Source organism: Siccirubricoccus soli (assembly GCF_024178315.1).
GTDB lineage: Bacteria > Pseudomonadota > Alphaproteobacteria > Acetobacterales > Acetobacteraceae > Siccirubricoccus > Siccirubricoccus soli.
Map to the genome: position 1 here is coordinate 41,145 of NZ_JAMZIK010000009.1, position 14,130 is coordinate 55,274.

Consider the following 14,130-nt stretch of genomic DNA (forward strand, 5'->3'; position numbering starts at 1 on the left):
CGAGTCGAAGAGTGCGGTTGTCCTGGCGGGCATGAGGGTAGCGATCGGGTCGGTGGTCCGGCTCGCGCCGCTCGCCGCAGGCCGGCACTGCCCGAATTCAGCCGGGCGGCCCGGCCTCCCCCGGCGCCGGGGCGGCGCGGTAGGCGGCGCGGAATTCCGCCGACTCCACCCGCCGCGCCAGGGCGCGGAGCTGCGCCGCTGCGTCGTGGCCCAGCGCCGCCTCCACCTTGCCGTTCACCATGGCCCAAAGCCGCAGCCCCTCCCCCAGCTTCCGCCGGCCGGCCTCGGTGAGGCTGGCCTGCCGCACCCGCTTGTCGGCCGCCCCCGGGCGCAGCGCCACCAGCCCGTCGCGCAGCAGCGGGCGCAGCGCGTGGGTCAGGGCGGAGACGTGCAGGGCCAAGCGCTCCGCCAGGGTGTGCAGCGGCGCTCCCGCCTCGCCCCCCGCCTGCTCGATCTGCGCCAGCAGGCCGAATTGCGTGGCCTTGAGGCCGGTCGGCGCCAGCGCCTCGTCATAGAGCGCGCCGAGCTGGCGGGTGGTGCGGCGGAGCGTCGCATTCAGGCAACTCAGCTCCCCGGGCAGCAGGGGGCAGGCCGCGTCCGGCGGCGGTCCGGCGGGCTCGATCTCCAGGCGGCGGGTCATGCCATGAAATTAGTTGCGCCCTCTAGCATTGCCCAGGGGCGCGGGCGTCCCAAATGCCGGGCGGCCATTCCTTGAGCACTCAACCGATCGGAGCCCTGCCATGCCCACCGAGCCCTCCCTCGCCGTCGTCACCGGCGCCTCTTCCGGCATCGGCGCCGTCTATGCCGACCGGCTGGCGGCGCGCGGCCATGACCTGATCCTGGTTGCCCGGCGGGCCGACCGGCTGCAGGCCCTGGCGGCCCGGATCGCCGAGACCCATGGCCGCAAGGCGGACATCCACGTCGCCGACCTGGCCGACCCCGCCTCACTGGCCCAGACCGCCGCCACGCTGGCAGCGAACCCGCGGATCGAGGTGCTGGTGAACAATGCCGGCCTCGCCAAGCTGGCACCCTTCGGCACCGCACCGCTGGCGGATTCGCTGAGCCAGATCGCGCTGAACATCACCAGCCTGACCCAGCTCACCCAGGCGCTGCTGCCGGGCTTCCTGGCACGCAACCGCGGGCTGATCATCAACATCGCCTCGGTGCTGGGGCTGGAGGTGCTGCCGGGCAGCGCGGTGTACAGCGGCACCAAGGGCTTTGTGCTGAATTTCAGCCGCGGCCTGCAGAAGGAGTTGGCGGGCAGCGGGGTGAAGGTGCAGGCGGTGCTGCCGGCGGCGACCGCGACGGAGATCTGGGACAATTCCGGCGTGCCGCTCGCCAGCCTGGACACCGGCATGGTGATGACGGTGGAGAACATGGTGGACGCGGCGCTGGCCGGGCTGGACCAGGGCGAGGCGGTGACCATCCCGCCACTGGCCGATCTCGGGCTGTGGCAGCGGGCCGAGGCAGCACGGCTGGCGCTGTTCGAGGCGACGCGGACGGGCCGGCCGGCGCCGCGCTAAGGGGTGGAATAGGCAGCGGCGCTTCGCCGCCGGCCCTGACAGGGCTCAGCCCCTGGCGCAGACCCTGCCCCGAAGGGCCGGGGCGGGATTTTGTCCTGGACTCGCGGCATGATGCGCGCATATACCCGCATCATGTCGCCACGCTGCTACTGCATCCGCCTTCGCCAAGCCACGCGCCGGCTCAACGCCTTCTACGACCAGGCCCTGGCGCCACTCGGCATCACCATCGCCCAGTACTCCCTGCTGCGGATGATCGAACGGCACCAGCCCATCAGCCTGACGGAGCTGGGCCGGCTGGCGGAGCTCGACCGCTCCACCATCGGGCGCAATGTCCGGGTGCTGGAACGGCAGGGCCTCGCCGCCCTCGGCCCGGGGAAGGCGGACCAGCGGGAAGCCATGGTCACCCTCTCGGAGCCGGGACGGGCCGTGCTCGAAGCCTCCATCCCGGTCTGGGACGAATGCCAGAGGGCCCTGGAAGCCCGGCTGGGCCCGGACCGCCTCCGCGCCTTCGAGGAGGTTCTGGACGCCGTTTGATGGCGGTTTCTCCGGCCAATACGGGTATATACCCCTAACTCTGAGGACCATCTCATGTCACCGGACCACGCCCCACCGCCCGCCCCCGGCCGCCGGCACTATGCCTGGGTGGTGGCGGCGGTCACCTTCCTCACCATGCTGGTCACCGCCGGCGCGGTCGGCACGCCGGGCGTGCTGATCGCCCCGCTGCAGCAGGAATTCGGCTGGGACACCGCGGATATCTCCGCCGGCTTCGCCATCCGCCTGGTCCTCTTCGGCCTGCTCGCCCCCTTCTCCGCCGCGCTGCTGAATCGCTTCGGTCCCCGTCGGGTGGCGAGCTTCGCCCTGACCCTGGTCGCCGCCGGCATCTTCGGCTCCTTCTTCATGACGCGGCTTTGGCACCTGCTGGCGCTCTGGGGCGTGGTGGTGGGCTTCGGCACCGGCCTCACCGCCATGGTGCTGGGCGCGACGGTGGCGCAACGCTGGTTCGCCCAGCGCCGCGGCCTGGTGATGGGGCTGCTGACCGCCAGCAGCGCCACTGGCCAGCTCGTCTTCATGCCCCTGCTGGCGGCGCTGACGGACAGCATCGGCTGGCGCGGCGCGCTGTCCCTCATGCTCGCCCTGCTGCTGGTCACGGCGCTGGCCGTGCTGGCGCTGATGCGGGACCGGCCCTCGGATATCGGCTTGGCTCCCTACGGCGCCACCGCGCCGGTGGCCGCGCCGCCCCCGCCGCTCGGCTTCGGCGCCATGCTCGCCTCCCCCCTGGTGACGCTCAGGGATGCGGCGAAGACCCGGGTGTTCTGGCTGCTCTTCGGCACCTTCTTCGTCTGCGGCGCCAGCACCAACGGCCTGGTCCAGACGCATTTCATCCCGCTCTGCGGCGATTTCGGCATCGCCCCGGTGGCGGCGGCCGGCGTGCTGGCCATGATCGGCCTGTTCGACGTCGCGGGCACCATCGGCTCCGGCTGGCTCTCGGACCGCTATGACAGCCGCTGGCTGCTCTTCTGGTATTACGGGCTGCGCGGCCTGTCCCTGATCTACCTGCCCTTCTCCGATTTCAGCCTCTACGGGCTGGCGGTCTTCGCCGTCTTCTACGGGCTGGACTGGGTGGCGACCGTGCCGCCCACGGTGAAGCTGGCGGCGGACCGGTTCGGGGAGCGGGCGAACATCGTCTTCGGCTGGGTCTTCACCGGCCACCAGCTCGGCGCCGCCTTCGCCGCCTATGGCGCCGGCTTCACCCGCACCGCCTATGACAGCTACCTGCCCTTCTTCTTCCTCTCCGGGGTGCTATGCCTGCTGGCGGCCGCGGCGATCTTCGGCGCCCGGCCGCGGCCGGCGCCGGTTGCGGCGGTGGCCTGAGGCGGCGAGCCGCCCTCCCGCCCCCGGCCCTGGCCGGGGGCGGCGCCACCATCCTCGCCGTCCCGCTGGACATTCCGCCGGGAACGCGCCAAAGACCCCCCTCCCTGCCCCCTGCCTTTTCCGGAGAATCGCCATGGCATCGGCGTTCGACCGCATCGCCGAGATCATCGCCGAGACCAGCGATGTCCCGCGCGAGAACATCAAGCCCGAGAGCCATGTCATCGAAGACCTCGGCATCGACAGCCTGGACTTCCTCGACATCGTCTTCGCGATCGACAAGGAATTCGGCATCAAGGTCCCGGTCGAGGCCTGGACCCAGGAAGTGAATTCCGGCGCCGCCCCGGCCGAGCAATACTTCGTCATGCAGAACCTGGCGGCCCGGATCGAGGAGCTGGTGGCGGCCAAGGGCGGCTGAGGCCCCACCCCGCGCGCCGCCCATCGCCATGCGCCTCGAATATTTCCAGATGATCGACCGGGTGCTGGAGCTGGCGCCCGAACGCATCACCGCCGAGGCGCTGGTGCCTGCGGCGAGTCCGGTCTTCGAGGGGCATTTCCCGGGCCACCCGCTGGTGCCCGGCGTGCTGCTGGTGGAGACCATGGCCCAGGCCGGCGGCTTCCTGCTGCTCTCCCGCCTGAACCTCTCCCGCATGGCCTTCCTCATCGGCACCGGGGCGGTGAAATTGCGCAGCTTCGTCGGGCCGGACACCCGCCTGACCGTCACCGCAACGCTGGTGCATGAGGGCTCGGGCTTCGCCGTCACGGATGCCGCCATCACCGCCGCCGGCCGGAAGGTCGCGGAGGTGAAGGAGATGAAGTTCAGCATCCAGGACTTCCCGGCGCCGGAACTGGCCGAGGCGATGCGCGGCCGCGCCCGCGAGGTCGGCCTGCTGAAGGACCAGAATTCATGAGCCAGCCCGTCTGGATCACCGGCATCGGCCTCGTCACCTCCCTCGGCGAGGGGCTGGAGGCGAACCGCCCGGCGCTGTCCGGCGGCGCCCCGGTGCTGGAGGAGGCGACCTTCGCCCCCTTCCCCGTGCATCCCTTGCCGCCGCTCAACCTCGACAGCCAGATCCCGAAGAAGGGCGACCAGCGGCAGATGGAGCCCTGGCAGCGCCTCGGCACCTATGCCGCCGGCCTCGCGATCGAGTCCGCCGCGGCGCGCGACCTGGTCTCCGACATGCACCTGGTCGTCGCGGCGGGCGGCGGGGAGCGGGATATCGGCCTGGATGAGGCCATCAGCGCCGAGCTGGCCCGGCTGCCGCCGGAGGAGGCCGGGCCAAAGCTGAATGAGCGCCTGGCCGGCGGGCTGCGGCCCACCCTCTTCCTTGCCCAGCTTTCCAACCTGCTGGCCGGCAACATCTCCATCGTCCACGGCGTCACCGGCTCCTCCCGCACCTTCATGGGGGAGGAGAGCGCGGCGGCCGATGCGGTGCGCATCGCCGCGGCCCGGCTGGCCGAGGGGCGGGGCGACATCGCGCTCGCGGGCGGCGCCTATGTCGCCGGGCGCTGGGACATGCTGCTGCTCTACGCCGCCTCCGGCACACTGCATCGCGGCCCCTGGGCGCGGCTGGCGGAGCGCGGCGAGGCCGGCCTGGTGATGGGCAGCGCCGCCTGCTTCCTGGTGCTGGAGACGGAATCCCATGCCCGGGCGCGCGGCGCCGCCGGGCTGGCGAAGCTCGCGGGCATCGCCACCGGCGCCGCCCGCCGGCGGGGCACGGACAGCGCCGCCGCCTCCGCCACGGCGCTCGCCGCGCGGCTGCCGATCCGCCCCGGCGCGGCGGTGATCTCCGGCATGAGCGGCGCCGGCGCGGCGCGGGCGGCGGAGGAGGAATTCCTTGCCTCCCTCCCCGGCCATGGCCCGGTGGTGCGCACGGCGGAGACGCTGGGCCACAGCGTGGAGGCCGCCTTCCCGACCAACCTGGCGCTCGCCGCCGCCTCGGTGCAGGCCGGCGCGCCGCAGGCGCTGGTCACCGGCTTCGGCGTCTGGCGCGGCGAGGCGCTGGCCCTGATGGAGCCCATCTGATGCGCGATCATCTCGGCCGCCCCATCGTCGCCGTCACCGGCATCGGCCTCGTCACCCCGCTCGGCTTCGGGGTGGCGGAGAGCTGGGCCGGGCTGCTCGCCGGCCGCTCCGGCATCTCCCGCATCACCCGCTTCCCCACCGAGCATCTGCGCACCACCATCGCCGGCCAGGTGGTGCTGCCGGAAGAGGCGGGGCGCGAGCCCCTCAGCTCCCCCGAACGGGTCGAGCGCATGGCAGCGCTGGCGGCGGAGGAAGCGGTCGCGGAGGCCGGCATCGGCGCCAGGGCGAACTTCCCCGGCCCGCTCTTCCTCGGCATGCCGCCGGTGGAGGTGGAATGGCCGTCCCGCCTCGCCCTCGCCCGCCAGGGCAATGGCGGGGAGGCGGGCAGCTACCCGGCCCTGATCGCCGCCGCCACCGGCCAGCAGGCGCTGTTCGAGAGCTGCCTGTTCGGCGGCGTGGGCGAGCGGCTGGCGGAGCGCTTCGGCACACGCGGCGCGCCGATCTCGCTGACCACCGCCTGCGCCACCGGCGCCTCCTCCATCCAGCTCGGGGTCGAGGCGATCCAGCGCGGCGAGGCGGAGGCGGCGCTCTGCATCGGCGCCGAGGGCAGCGTGCAGCCGGAGGCGCTGATCCGCTTCTCGCTGCTTTCCGCCCTTTCGGCCCGCAACGAGGATCCCACCAAGGCCTCCCGCCCCTTCGAGAAGTCCCGCGACGGCTTCGTGATGAGCGAAGGCGCGGCGGCGCTGGTGCTGGAGAGCCTGGAGAGCGCCCGGGCCCGCGGTGCGACGGTGCTCGGCCTGGTCCTCGGCGCCGGGGAGAAGGCGGACAGCTTCCACCGCACGCGCTCCAACCCGGATGGCGGCGCCATCATCGGCGCCATGCGCGCGGCCATTGCCGATGCGGGGCTGGAGCCGGGGCAGATCGACTACGTGAATGCCCATGGCACCGGCACGCCGGAGAACGACAAGATGGAGACCCTCGGCATGCGCGCCGTCTTCGGCGAGGCGTCACCGCCGATCTCCTCCAACAAGTCGATGATCGGCCATACCCTCTCCGCTGCCGGCGCCATCGAGGCGGCGTTCAGCCTGCTGACCATCCGCGACCAGCGCCTGCCGCCGACCATCAACCATGAGGTGCCGGATCCGGCGATTCCGCTGGATGTGGTGCCGAATGTGGCGCGGGACGCGAAGGTGACGCAGGTGCTGTCCAACAGCTTCGGCTTCGGCGGGCAGAATGTCTGCCTGGTGCTGGGGGCTGCCCCGTGAGCGGCGCGGCAGCCGGGGCGTCGGCCTGATGCGCGCGCTGCAGCTTTTCGGCGACCGCGATACCCGCCTTGTCGAGGTGCCGGACCCGCCGCCGCCGGGGCCCGGCGAGGTGCAGCTCCGCATGCGCGCCGTCGGCCTCAACCACATCGATGTCTGGGGCTGGCGCGGCATGGCCTTCGCCAAGCGGCAGCTGCCCCTGACCGTCGGCGCGGAAGCGGTGGGCGAGGTGATCGCGCTCGGCGAGGGCGTCTCGGGCTGGCGCCCCGGCCAGCTTGCCGTGCCCTATGGCGCGCTGACCTGCGGCACCTGCCGCGCCTGCCGCGAGGGCCGCGACAACCTCTGCGAGAATGTCCGCGGGGTGAAGGGCTTCCATGTCGATGGCTTCGCGCAGGAGAAGGTGAACCAGGACTCCCGCCTGCTGGTGCCGGTGCCGGAGGGCATTCCGGCGGAGCAGGCCGCCTGCGCCGCCATCACCTTCTCCACCGTCGAGCACATGCTGTTCGACAATGCGAAGCTGGAGCCGGGCGAGGTGGTGCTGGTGCAGGCCGCGGGCTCCGGCATCGGCACCGTCGCGGTGAAGCTGGCCAAGGCCATGGGCTGCACCGTCATCGCCACCGCCGGCTCCGACGAGAAATGCGAGAAGGCGCGCGCCCTCGGCGCCGACCATGTGGTGAACTACACCACCGACCGCTTCGAGAGCGTCGCCCGCAAGGTGACGAAGAAGCGCGGCGTCGACGTGGTGTTCGAGCATGTCGGCGCCACCACCTGGGCGGGCTCCCTGCTCTCGCTCCGGATGGGCGGGCGGCTGGTGACCTGCGGCAGCACCTCGGGCGTCTCGGCCGAAACCAACCTGATGATGGTCTTCCAACGCCAGCTCAAGATCTTCGGCAGCTTCGGCGCCTCCATGCGCAACATCGCCGACGGCCTCGGCAAGATGGCGGCGGGGATCACGCCGGTGCTGGACACCGTTGCGCCGCTCGAGCAGTTCGAGGCAGCGCTGGCGCGGCTGGAGACGCGGCAGGTCTTCGGCAAGATCGTTGTCACGCTGTAGCGCGCGCCGCCTGCGCGGCGGCGCTGGGCGCACCCATCCCGGCCCTGCGGGGCAGGCTTGGGCCGCGGATGCGCCCCGCGCATAACCCGCCATGCAACGCTTCCTCGATTCCGTCCTCGCCCTGCTGGTCCGCGCGCTCTTCGCCGTGTTGCGTGCCCTGGGCCCGGACCGTGCCTCGGCGCTCGGCGGCTTCCTCGCGCGGAATATCGGTCCCTTGCTGCCGGTGCAGCGCACCACGCTGGACAACATCGCCCGCGCCTTCCCGGAGAAGCCGCCCGAGGAGCACCGCCGCATCGCCCGTGAGGCCTGGGACAATCTCGGCCGCACCGCCTGCGAATACGTCCATATGGACCGCATCTGGGATTTCGACGAAGCCAATCCCAATACCGGCCGCATCCAGCTCTCGCCCGAGACCGTGGCCCGCTTCATGGAACTGCGGGGCGACGGCAAGCCCGGCCTGTTCTTCGCCGCCCATCTGGCGAATTGGGAGCTGCCGGCGATCGCCGCGGCGGCGCATGGGCTCGACTCCGCCGTGCTCTACCGCATGCCGAACAATGCCGCGATCGGGCGGCTGATCGTCAGGCTGCGCGCCGGCAGCATGGGAAGGCTGATCCCCACCAACATCAGCGCCCCGGTCCGCATGCTGGAAGCGCTGGATGAGGGGCTGCATGTCGGCATGCTGGTGGACCAGCGCTTCAGCCGCGGCCCGCGCATCGCCTTCTTCGGGCGGGAGACGCCGACCAACCCGCTGCTGCCGCGCCTCGCCCGCCGCTTCGACTGCCCGGTGCATGGCGCCCGCGCCATCCGCCTCGACGGCGCCCGCTTCCGGCTGGAGCTGACCGAGCCGATCAACCTGCCCCGCGACGCGAAGGGCGAGGTGGATATCGAGGCGGCGACGGCGGCCATCACCCGGATCGTCGAGGGCTGGATCCGCGACTATCCTGGGCAATGGCTGTGGATGCACCGCCGCTGGCGGTAGGGGGGAAGGCATGCGGATCCTGGTGCTCGGCGCCGGCGCGCTCGGCGGCTATTTCGGCGGCAGGCTGCAACAGGCGGGGGCGGAGGTAAGCTTCCTCGTCCGCCCGCGCCGCGCGGCGCAGCTCGCGGAACGCGGCCTGGTCATCGAAAGCCCCTTCGGCAACGCCACCCTGCCGGTGAGCACCGTCGCCGCCGAGGCGCCGGGCAGCGGCTACGACCTCATCCTCCTCACCTGCAAGGCCTATGACCTGGCGGCGGCGATCGAGGCCATCCGCCCCGCGGTCGGGCCGGGCACGGCGGTGCTGCCGGTGCTGAACGGCCTCTCCCACCTCGCCACCCTGGACGCCGCCTTCGGACGGGAGGCGGTGCTGGGCGGCCTGGCCAAGATCCAGGCGACGCTGGCGCCGGACGGCACGGTGCGGCAGCTCAACGACTGGCGCTGGCTGACCTTCGGGGAGCGCGACGGCACCCTCTCCCCCCGCGTCCAGGCCCTGGCGGCGCTGGCCGGCAAGGCGCCCGGCATCGTCGCGGAGGCGGTGCCGGACATCATGCTGCGCATGTGGGAGAAGCTGGTGCATCTCGGCACCAGCGTCATCGGCACGGTGCTGCTGCGCGCCAGCACGGGGGAGATCGCACGGGCGCCGGGCGGCGTCGAATTCATGGCCAAGGTGCTGGCCCGCAACGCCGCCATCGCCGCGGCCGAGGGCCAACCGGTGCGGCAAAGCTTCCTCGAGGATATCGGCCGCGTCTTCGCCGACCCGCAGGGCGGCTACACCACCTCCATGCTACGGGACCTGGAGGCAGGCGAGCGGATCGAGGCCGACCATATCCTCGGTTTCCTGGTCCAAGCGGCGCAGCGGGCGGGGGTGCCGAGCGAGATCCACGAAGCCGCCCTGCTGCACTGCAAGGCCTATGAGCAGCGCCGGGACGCGGGACGGCTGCCCGGAGGCACCGGCCCAGGCTGATACCCGGCCCGGAAAGTCCAGGCCGGGTATCCCCGCAAGGTTGCTGGGACGGCTGCGCGCCAGCCGCAAGGGCATACCGGCCGCGCGCCCACGGATCGACATCGGTCAGCCTTCCGCGCGGCCGGCATGAGACGTGGGCAGCCGGAGGCTGCCGCCGCCCAGCCTCCCCAGGAAGCATCCTGACGACAGGCACCCGGAAACCGCACCCGGCCGCCTCGCCGATCGTGCCGGCCTGTGGCCGCCCTAGAGCGTTTTCGGTTTACATGCGTTCACCGAAAACGCTCTACGCTTTTGTTTGCAGGGCAGATTCAGGCCTTCGGGCGATGCCGCCCTACGGCGATCTGCTCTAACACTACCTGGGCGGAAACGACCAAAAATTCAGCAAATTCAGAGTGGTGCGAAATTCAGGCCCTGGCCGGCAAGCCACTGATTTCGCCGCGGAATTTTCGTTCCTGCCCAGGCAGTACTAATTGCCCAGCCGGTCCACCGGCAGGCGCAACTGCACCGTCAGCCCCGTCGCCGCCCATTCGAAGGCCGCCTCGCCGCCCAGCTGGGCGCAGCTCTGCCGCACCAGCCGGTGGCCGAAGCCGGCCCCCTCCGGCGCCTGCACCGCCGGGCCACCCAGCTCCACCCAGCGCAGCAGCACCGCGCCCTCCCCGGTCAGCTCCCAGCCGATGCCCACCCGGCCGCCGGCGCGAGACAGGGCGCCGTATTTCGCCGCGTTGGTTGCCAGCTCGTGCATCGCCAGCGCCACCGGCGGCGCGCCGGTCGCCCCCAGGCGGATCGCCGGGCCATCCAGCGACAGCCGCTCCGGCTCGCCCTGGAAGGGCGCCAGCAGCGCCTCCAGCAACTGCCCGAGCGTCGTGCCGCCGCCCGTCGCCGGCAGCGCCGTGCTCCCCGCCATGGCCGGCCGCACCAGGTCATGGGCCCGGGCCAGTGCCTCGATCCGGCCGAGCAGGGTCCGGCGCATCGCCTCCGGCGTCTCTGCCGTGCGGGCGGTGAAGACGACCAGCCCGCCGATGATGGCGAAGAGGTTCTTCACCCGGTGGTCCAGCTCCCGCACCAGCAGGTCGCGCGCCCGCTCGGCGTGCTTCCGCTCCGTCACCTCCTCGCAGACGATGCCGACGCCGGTCACCTCGCCGCTTTCCGGGTCCCGCACCGGGTAGAATTGTTCCACCCAGTCGCGCTGCACCCCGGGCGCGCGCGGCGTCTCGCCCTGGACCTCCACGCCGGTCAGCGTCTCCCCCGCCTCCAGCACCCGGCGCAGCACGGGCTCCGCCGCCACCCGCAGACCCGGCAGCAGGTCCCAGAGCCTCCGGCCGAGATGCGCCTCGGGCGGCAGCCCGTTCATCTCCGCCAGGGCGGAGTTGATGCGGACGAAGCGCAGTTCCCGGTCGAGCTGCGCCAGGCCGAGCGGCGCCGCCTGGTAGAGCATTTCGAGATCGGCGAGGCGCCGCCGCGCCTCCCGCTCACTTTCCACCTGCGCCGCCATGGCCCGGCGCTGGGCGGTGAGGTCGAGATGCGTGCCGGTCAGCACCAGGGCGCGGCCATCCGGCCCGCGCTCCAGCGCCTCACCCCGCGCCAGGATCCACACCCAGCGGCCGGAGCGGTGGCGCATGCGGAACTCCGCCTCGTAACGGGCGGAGGTGCCGGCCAGGTAGCGGTCCAGCAGGGCGCGGGTCCAGGGCAGGTCGTCCGGATGCAGCAGGGCCTGCCAGTCCTGCACCGCCAGCTCGCGGTTCTCCGACGGCAGGCCGAGCATGCTGCACCAGCGCTCGGTCACCTGCAGCACGCCGGTCCGCCGGTCCCAGTGCCAGGCGCCGAGATCGGCGCCGGCCAGCGCCACCTCCGCTTGGCGATGGGCGAAGCTCAGCGCCTGCTCCGTCTGGTGGTGGGCCGTCAGGTCCACGAGGCCGAGGCTGATCCACTCCCGCCCCCCGACCCGCACCCGCCGGGCGCGCAGCAGCAGGTGCAGCGGGGTGCGGCCGGGCAGGACGAAGCCGGTCTCGAAACTTTCCGGTACCTCGCGCGCCGTCAGCCGGCCCAACCGGCGGCGGAGCTGCGGGCCGTGCGGCGCCGTCTCCAGCGCCGTCGCCCAGGCGGCGGCGAGGATGGCGAGAGCCTCCTTCGGGCCATGCGCGGCGGGTCCTGCCGGGGCCAGCAGCGCCAGCGCCTCGGCATTGCAGAGGCGTGGCCGCAGGCTCTCCGGCTCCAGCACCAGGGCCGGCAGGGGCAGCATGTCGAGCAGCCCGGCGAGTTCCGCGGGCAGTCCTGCCGCCTCCGCCTGGGCGGACAGCGCGCTCAGCACCCACCCCCCCGGAGGCCGGGCCGCGGCAGGACCGGGACGCGCTGCCCCCGCGCCGCGCCCCGGAGGCAGCGGATGGGCGGCCCCGGCTCGGCGCCTGCGGGCGAATGGGTCCGGCGGCCGGCTGGCATCATGGCGAGGTGGCGCTTGCGGGGTTGCTGCGGGGTGGCCTGCCTGCGGCCATAACCTTCTTGCATGGCTGAGTATGTCCGGAAAATGTCTTCCGGACCATCGCCCTTTCGCCTCAGCCGGTAGTGATGTCCCCTCGCCGCAATAGCTGGATGATGGCGGAGAAATCCAGCCCGCCCTGCCCCTCGGCGAGAAACCGGGCATAGAGCGACCGCGCCATGGCGCCAAGCGGCGTCGCCGCCCCCACGCTCTCCGCCGCCGCCTGGGCGAGGCCCAGATCCTTCTCCATCAGCGCCACGGAGAAGCCTGGGGCGTAGTCCCGGTTGGCCGGGCTGGCGGGGACCGGCCCCGGCACCGGGCAGTAGCTGGTCAACGCCCAGGACTGGCCGGTGGATTTGCTCACCACGTCGAACAACGCCTGATGGGTCAGGCCGAGCTTCTCCGCCAGGATCATCGCTTCGGCCGTGACGATCATGTTGGCCGCCAGCATCATGTTGTTGCAGGCCTTCACCGCCTGGCCGGCCCCCGCCCCGCCGCACAGGACGAGGGTCCGGCCCATGGCGCGGAGGACCGGCTCGGCGCGGGCGAAGACCTCCGGCTCGCCGCCCGCCATGAAGGTGAGCGTGCCGGCCTCCGCCCCCATGGTGCCGCCGGAAACCGGGGCGTCCAGCATGGCCCGGCCGCATTGCGCCGCCACCTCCCGCGCCGTCGCCACATCGATGGTGGAGCAGTCGATCAGCACCGCATCCGCCGGGCTGGCGGCCGCGATGCCGCCGGCGCCCAGCACCGCCTCCCGCACCTGTGGCCCGGCGGGCAGCATGGTGATGACGAATTCCGCCCCGGCCGCCGCCGCGGCGGCACTGGCAACCGGGGTGCCGCCCGCGGCGGCGAAGCCGGCGAGCGCCTCCGGCACCAGGTCGAAGCCGGTGACGGCGTGGCCGGCCTTCAGCAGATTCCGCGCCATCGGCGCCCCCATCCTGCCGAGGCCGATGAAGCCGATGCGTGCCATATAGCCTGTCCTCCCTCCCGATCCCGGCAGTCTGGCGGCGCGGCCGGGACTTGGCCAGCACCGCCCGACCCTCAGCCCTCGCCGGCCGGCCGCAGCCCGGCCTGGAACAGCACCGCCCGCAGCACCCCGGCCAGGGCCAGCAGCGCCGGCCGGCGCGGCGTCGCGGCGCGGAAGACCAGGCGCAGCTCCCGCGCCGTCCCCCCGGCCAGCGGCCGCAGCACCAGCCCCTGCTGCCGCGCCGCCCCTGCCGCCAGGGCCGGCAGCAGGGTGGCGCCGAAGCCGGCGGCGACCAGGTTCATCAGCGTCGCCAGGCTGACCGCCCGGAAGCCCTGCCCGGTGCCCTGGGCCGCTCCCTGCCGACCGCAGGCGGCGATCGCCTGGTCGCTGAGGCAATGGCCATCCGCCAGCACCAGCAGCTCGGCGCCGAGGGAGGCTTCCGGCACCGGCCCCTTGCCCACCAGCACATGGCCAGGCGGCAGGGCGGCGAGGAAGGGCTCCATCGCCAGCGGCACCGCCTCCAGCTCCCCCGGCGGCGGCGCGGTGGCGATCACTGCGGCGTCCACCGCATGGTGGCGCAGCCGGTCCAGCAGCGCCTCGGTCAGATCCTCCCAGGGCTCGAGCGCAAGGCGCGGCAACTCCGCCCGGAGCTGCGGCATGAAGGGCGGCAGCAGGAAGGGGGCGAGGGTCGGGATGATGCCGAGGCGCAGCGTCCCGGCCAGCGGGTCCGCCATGGCCTGGGCGCCGCCGGCCAGGGCATCCGCCGCCGCCACCGCCGCCTCCGCATGCGGCAACAGCGCCCGGCCCGCCGCGGTCAGGGTGACGCTGCGCGCCCCGCGCTCGAAGAAGGCCACGCCCAGCTCCTCCTCCAGCTTGCGCAGCTGGGCGGAGAGGGTGGGCTGGCTGACATGGCAGGCCTCGGCGGCCCGGCCGAAATGCCGGTGCTCGGCGACGGCGAGGAGATAGCGGAGATCGCGCAGGTTCATGAGGAATAGATAGATCCTATTGGGCCG

General features: G+C 72.8%; 14 protein-coding genes. 10 read left to right on the forward strand and 4 right to left on the reverse strand.

Annotated features, from left to right (window positions below; all coding sequences use genetic code 11):
* Positions 1–97: 97 nt before the first annotated feature.
* The gene (locus tag NJ376_RS01645) at positions 98–640 is read right to left on the reverse strand and encodes a MarR family winged helix-turn-helix transcriptional regulator (RefSeq protein ID WP_252951467.1); all 543 of its coding nucleotides are present in this window, start codon (positions 638–640) and stop codon (positions 98–100) included.
* Positions 641–740: 100 nt separating this feature from the next.
* On the opposite strand from NJ376_RS01645, the gene NJ376_RS01650 reads away from it, so the two are divergent.
* The 10 genes from NJ376_RS01650 (at position 741) to NJ376_RS01695 (ending at position 9,677) form a co-directional block, all read left to right on the forward strand.
* A complete protein-coding gene (locus tag NJ376_RS01650; RefSeq protein WP_252951468.1) occupies positions 741–1,523 on the forward strand; it encodes an SDR family NAD(P)-dependent oxidoreductase in 783 nt (260 codons plus the stop codon).
* 108 nt (positions 1,524–1,631) lie between these two features.
* Positions 1,632–2,057: a MarR family winged helix-turn-helix transcriptional regulator gene (locus NJ376_RS01655; RefSeq protein ID WP_252951469.1), complete on the forward strand. Its 426-nt coding sequence runs from the start codon at positions 1,632–1,634 to the stop codon at positions 2,055–2,057.
* Positions 2,058–2,111: 54 nt separating this feature from the next.
* Positions 2,112–3,395: an MFS transporter gene (locus NJ376_RS01660; RefSeq protein ID WP_252951470.1), complete on the forward strand. Its 1,284-nt coding sequence runs from the start codon at positions 2,112–2,114 to the stop codon at positions 3,393–3,395.
* A gap of 133 nt (positions 3,396–3,528) precedes the next feature.
* Positions 3,529–3,810 carry an acyl carrier protein gene (locus tag NJ376_RS01665; RefSeq protein ID WP_252951471.1) on the forward strand — a complete coding sequence of 94 codons (282 nt, stop codon included), beginning with the start codon at positions 3,529–3,531 and terminating at the stop codon, positions 3,808–3,810.
* Positions 3,811–3,838: 28 nt separating this feature from the next.
* Positions 3,839–4,303, forward strand: coding sequence for a 3-hydroxyacyl-ACP dehydratase FabZ family protein (locus NJ376_RS01670; RefSeq protein ID WP_252951472.1), 465 nt, complete (start codon positions 3,839–3,841; stop codon positions 4,301–4,303).
* Positions 4,300–5,418 carry a beta-ketoacyl-ACP synthase gene (locus tag NJ376_RS01675; protein WP_252951473.1) on the forward strand — a complete coding sequence of 373 codons (1,119 nt, stop codon included), beginning with the start codon at positions 4,300–4,302 and terminating at the stop codon, positions 5,416–5,418. Before NJ376_RS01670 ends, NJ376_RS01675 begins: the two co-directional genes overlap by 4 nt.
* Positions 5,418–6,683 (forward strand): beta-ketoacyl-ACP synthase, encoded by a 1,266-nt coding sequence (locus tag NJ376_RS01680; RefSeq protein ID WP_252951474.1) that lies wholly within the window; start codon positions 5,418–5,420, stop codon positions 6,681–6,683. The genes NJ376_RS01675 and NJ376_RS01680 overlap by 1 nt, the downstream gene beginning before the upstream one ends.
* A gap of 28 nt (positions 6,684–6,711) precedes the next feature.
* Positions 6,712–7,734, forward strand: a complete 1,023-nt coding sequence (locus NJ376_RS01685) for a zinc-binding dehydrogenase (protein WP_252951475.1) — start codon at positions 6,712–6,714, stop codon at positions 7,732–7,734.
* Between the two features lie 91 nt (positions 7,735–7,825).
* The gene (locus tag NJ376_RS01690; RefSeq protein WP_252951476.1) at positions 7,826–8,713 is read left to right on the forward strand and encodes a lipid A biosynthesis lauroyl acyltransferase; all 888 of its coding nucleotides are present in this window, start codon (positions 7,826–7,828) and stop codon (positions 8,711–8,713) included.
* Between the two features lie 10 nt (positions 8,714–8,723).
* A complete protein-coding gene (locus NJ376_RS01695; RefSeq protein ID WP_252951477.1) occupies positions 8,724–9,677 on the forward strand; it encodes a ketopantoate reductase family protein in 954 nt (317 codons plus the stop codon).
* Between the two features lie 466 nt (positions 9,678–10,143).
* Here NJ376_RS01695 and NJ376_RS01700 read toward each other — a convergent pair whose 3' ends face one another.
* The 3 genes from NJ376_RS01700 to NJ376_RS01710 all read right to left on the reverse strand — a co-directional run bounded on the left by NJ376_RS01700 (position 10,144) and on the right by NJ376_RS01710 (position 14,103).
* Entirely contained in the window at positions 10,144–11,985 is a 1,842-nt protein-coding gene (locus NJ376_RS01700; RefSeq protein WP_252951478.1) for a sensor histidine kinase, read from the reverse strand.
* A 241-nt stretch (positions 11,986–12,226) separates the two neighbouring features.
* Positions 12,227–13,120 (reverse strand): 3-hydroxyisobutyrate dehydrogenase, encoded by an 894-nt coding sequence (mmsB, locus tag NJ376_RS01705; RefSeq protein WP_252951479.1) that lies wholly within the window; start codon positions 13,118–13,120, stop codon positions 12,227–12,229.
* Positions 13,121–13,191: 71 nt separating this feature from the next.
* Positions 13,192–14,103, reverse strand: a complete 912-nt coding sequence (locus NJ376_RS01710) for a LysR substrate-binding domain-containing protein (RefSeq protein WP_252951480.1) — start codon at positions 14,101–14,103, stop codon at positions 13,192–13,194.
* Positions 14,104–14,130: the final 27 nt, after the last annotated feature.

What these genes read in the sequence shown, in the direction of transcription:
- NJ376_RS01645 (WP_252951467.1), bottom strand. Translation starts at nt 640, where the DNA reads ATGACCCGCCGCCTGGAGATCGAGCCCGCCGGACCGCCGCCGGACGCG.
- NJ376_RS01650 (WP_252951468.1), top strand. Translation starts at nt 741, where the DNA reads ATGCCCACCGAGCCCTCCCTCGCCGTCGTCACCGGCGCCTCTTCCGGC.
- NJ376_RS01655 (WP_252951469.1), top strand. Translation starts at nt 1,632, where the DNA reads ATGATGCGCGCATATACCCGCATCATGTCGCCACGCTGCTACTGCATC.
- NJ376_RS01660 (WP_252951470.1), top strand. Translation starts at nt 2,112, where the DNA reads ATGTCACCGGACCACGCCCCACCGCCCGCCCCCGGCCGCCGGCACTAT.
- NJ376_RS01665 (WP_252951471.1), top strand. Translation starts at nt 3,529, where the DNA reads ATGGCATCGGCGTTCGACCGCATCGCCGAGATCATCGCCGAGACCAGC.
- NJ376_RS01670 (WP_252951472.1), top strand. Translation starts at nt 3,839, where the DNA reads ATGCGCCTCGAATATTTCCAGATGATCGACCGGGTGCTGGAGCTGGCG.
- NJ376_RS01675 (WP_252951473.1), top strand. Translation starts at nt 4,300, where the DNA reads ATGAGCCAGCCCGTCTGGATCACCGGCATCGGCCTCGTCACCTCCCTC.
- NJ376_RS01680 (WP_252951474.1), top strand. Translation starts at nt 5,418, where the DNA reads ATGCGCGATCATCTCGGCCGCCCCATCGTCGCCGTCACCGGCATCGGC.
- NJ376_RS01685 (WP_252951475.1), top strand. Translation starts at nt 6,712, where the DNA reads ATGCGCGCGCTGCAGCTTTTCGGCGACCGCGATACCCGCCTTGTCGAG.
- NJ376_RS01690 (WP_252951476.1), top strand. Translation starts at nt 7,826, where the DNA reads ATGCAACGCTTCCTCGATTCCGTCCTCGCCCTGCTGGTCCGCGCGCTC.
- NJ376_RS01695 (WP_252951477.1), top strand. Translation starts at nt 8,724, where the DNA reads ATGCGGATCCTGGTGCTCGGCGCCGGCGCGCTCGGCGGCTATTTCGGC.
- mmsB (WP_252951479.1), bottom strand. Translation starts at nt 13,120, where the DNA reads ATGGCACGCATCGGCTTCATCGGCCTCGGCAGGATGGGGGCGCCGATG.
- NJ376_RS01710 (WP_252951480.1), bottom strand. Translation starts at nt 14,103, where the DNA reads ATGAACCTGCGCGATCTCCGCTATCTCCTCGCCGTCGCCGAGCACCGG.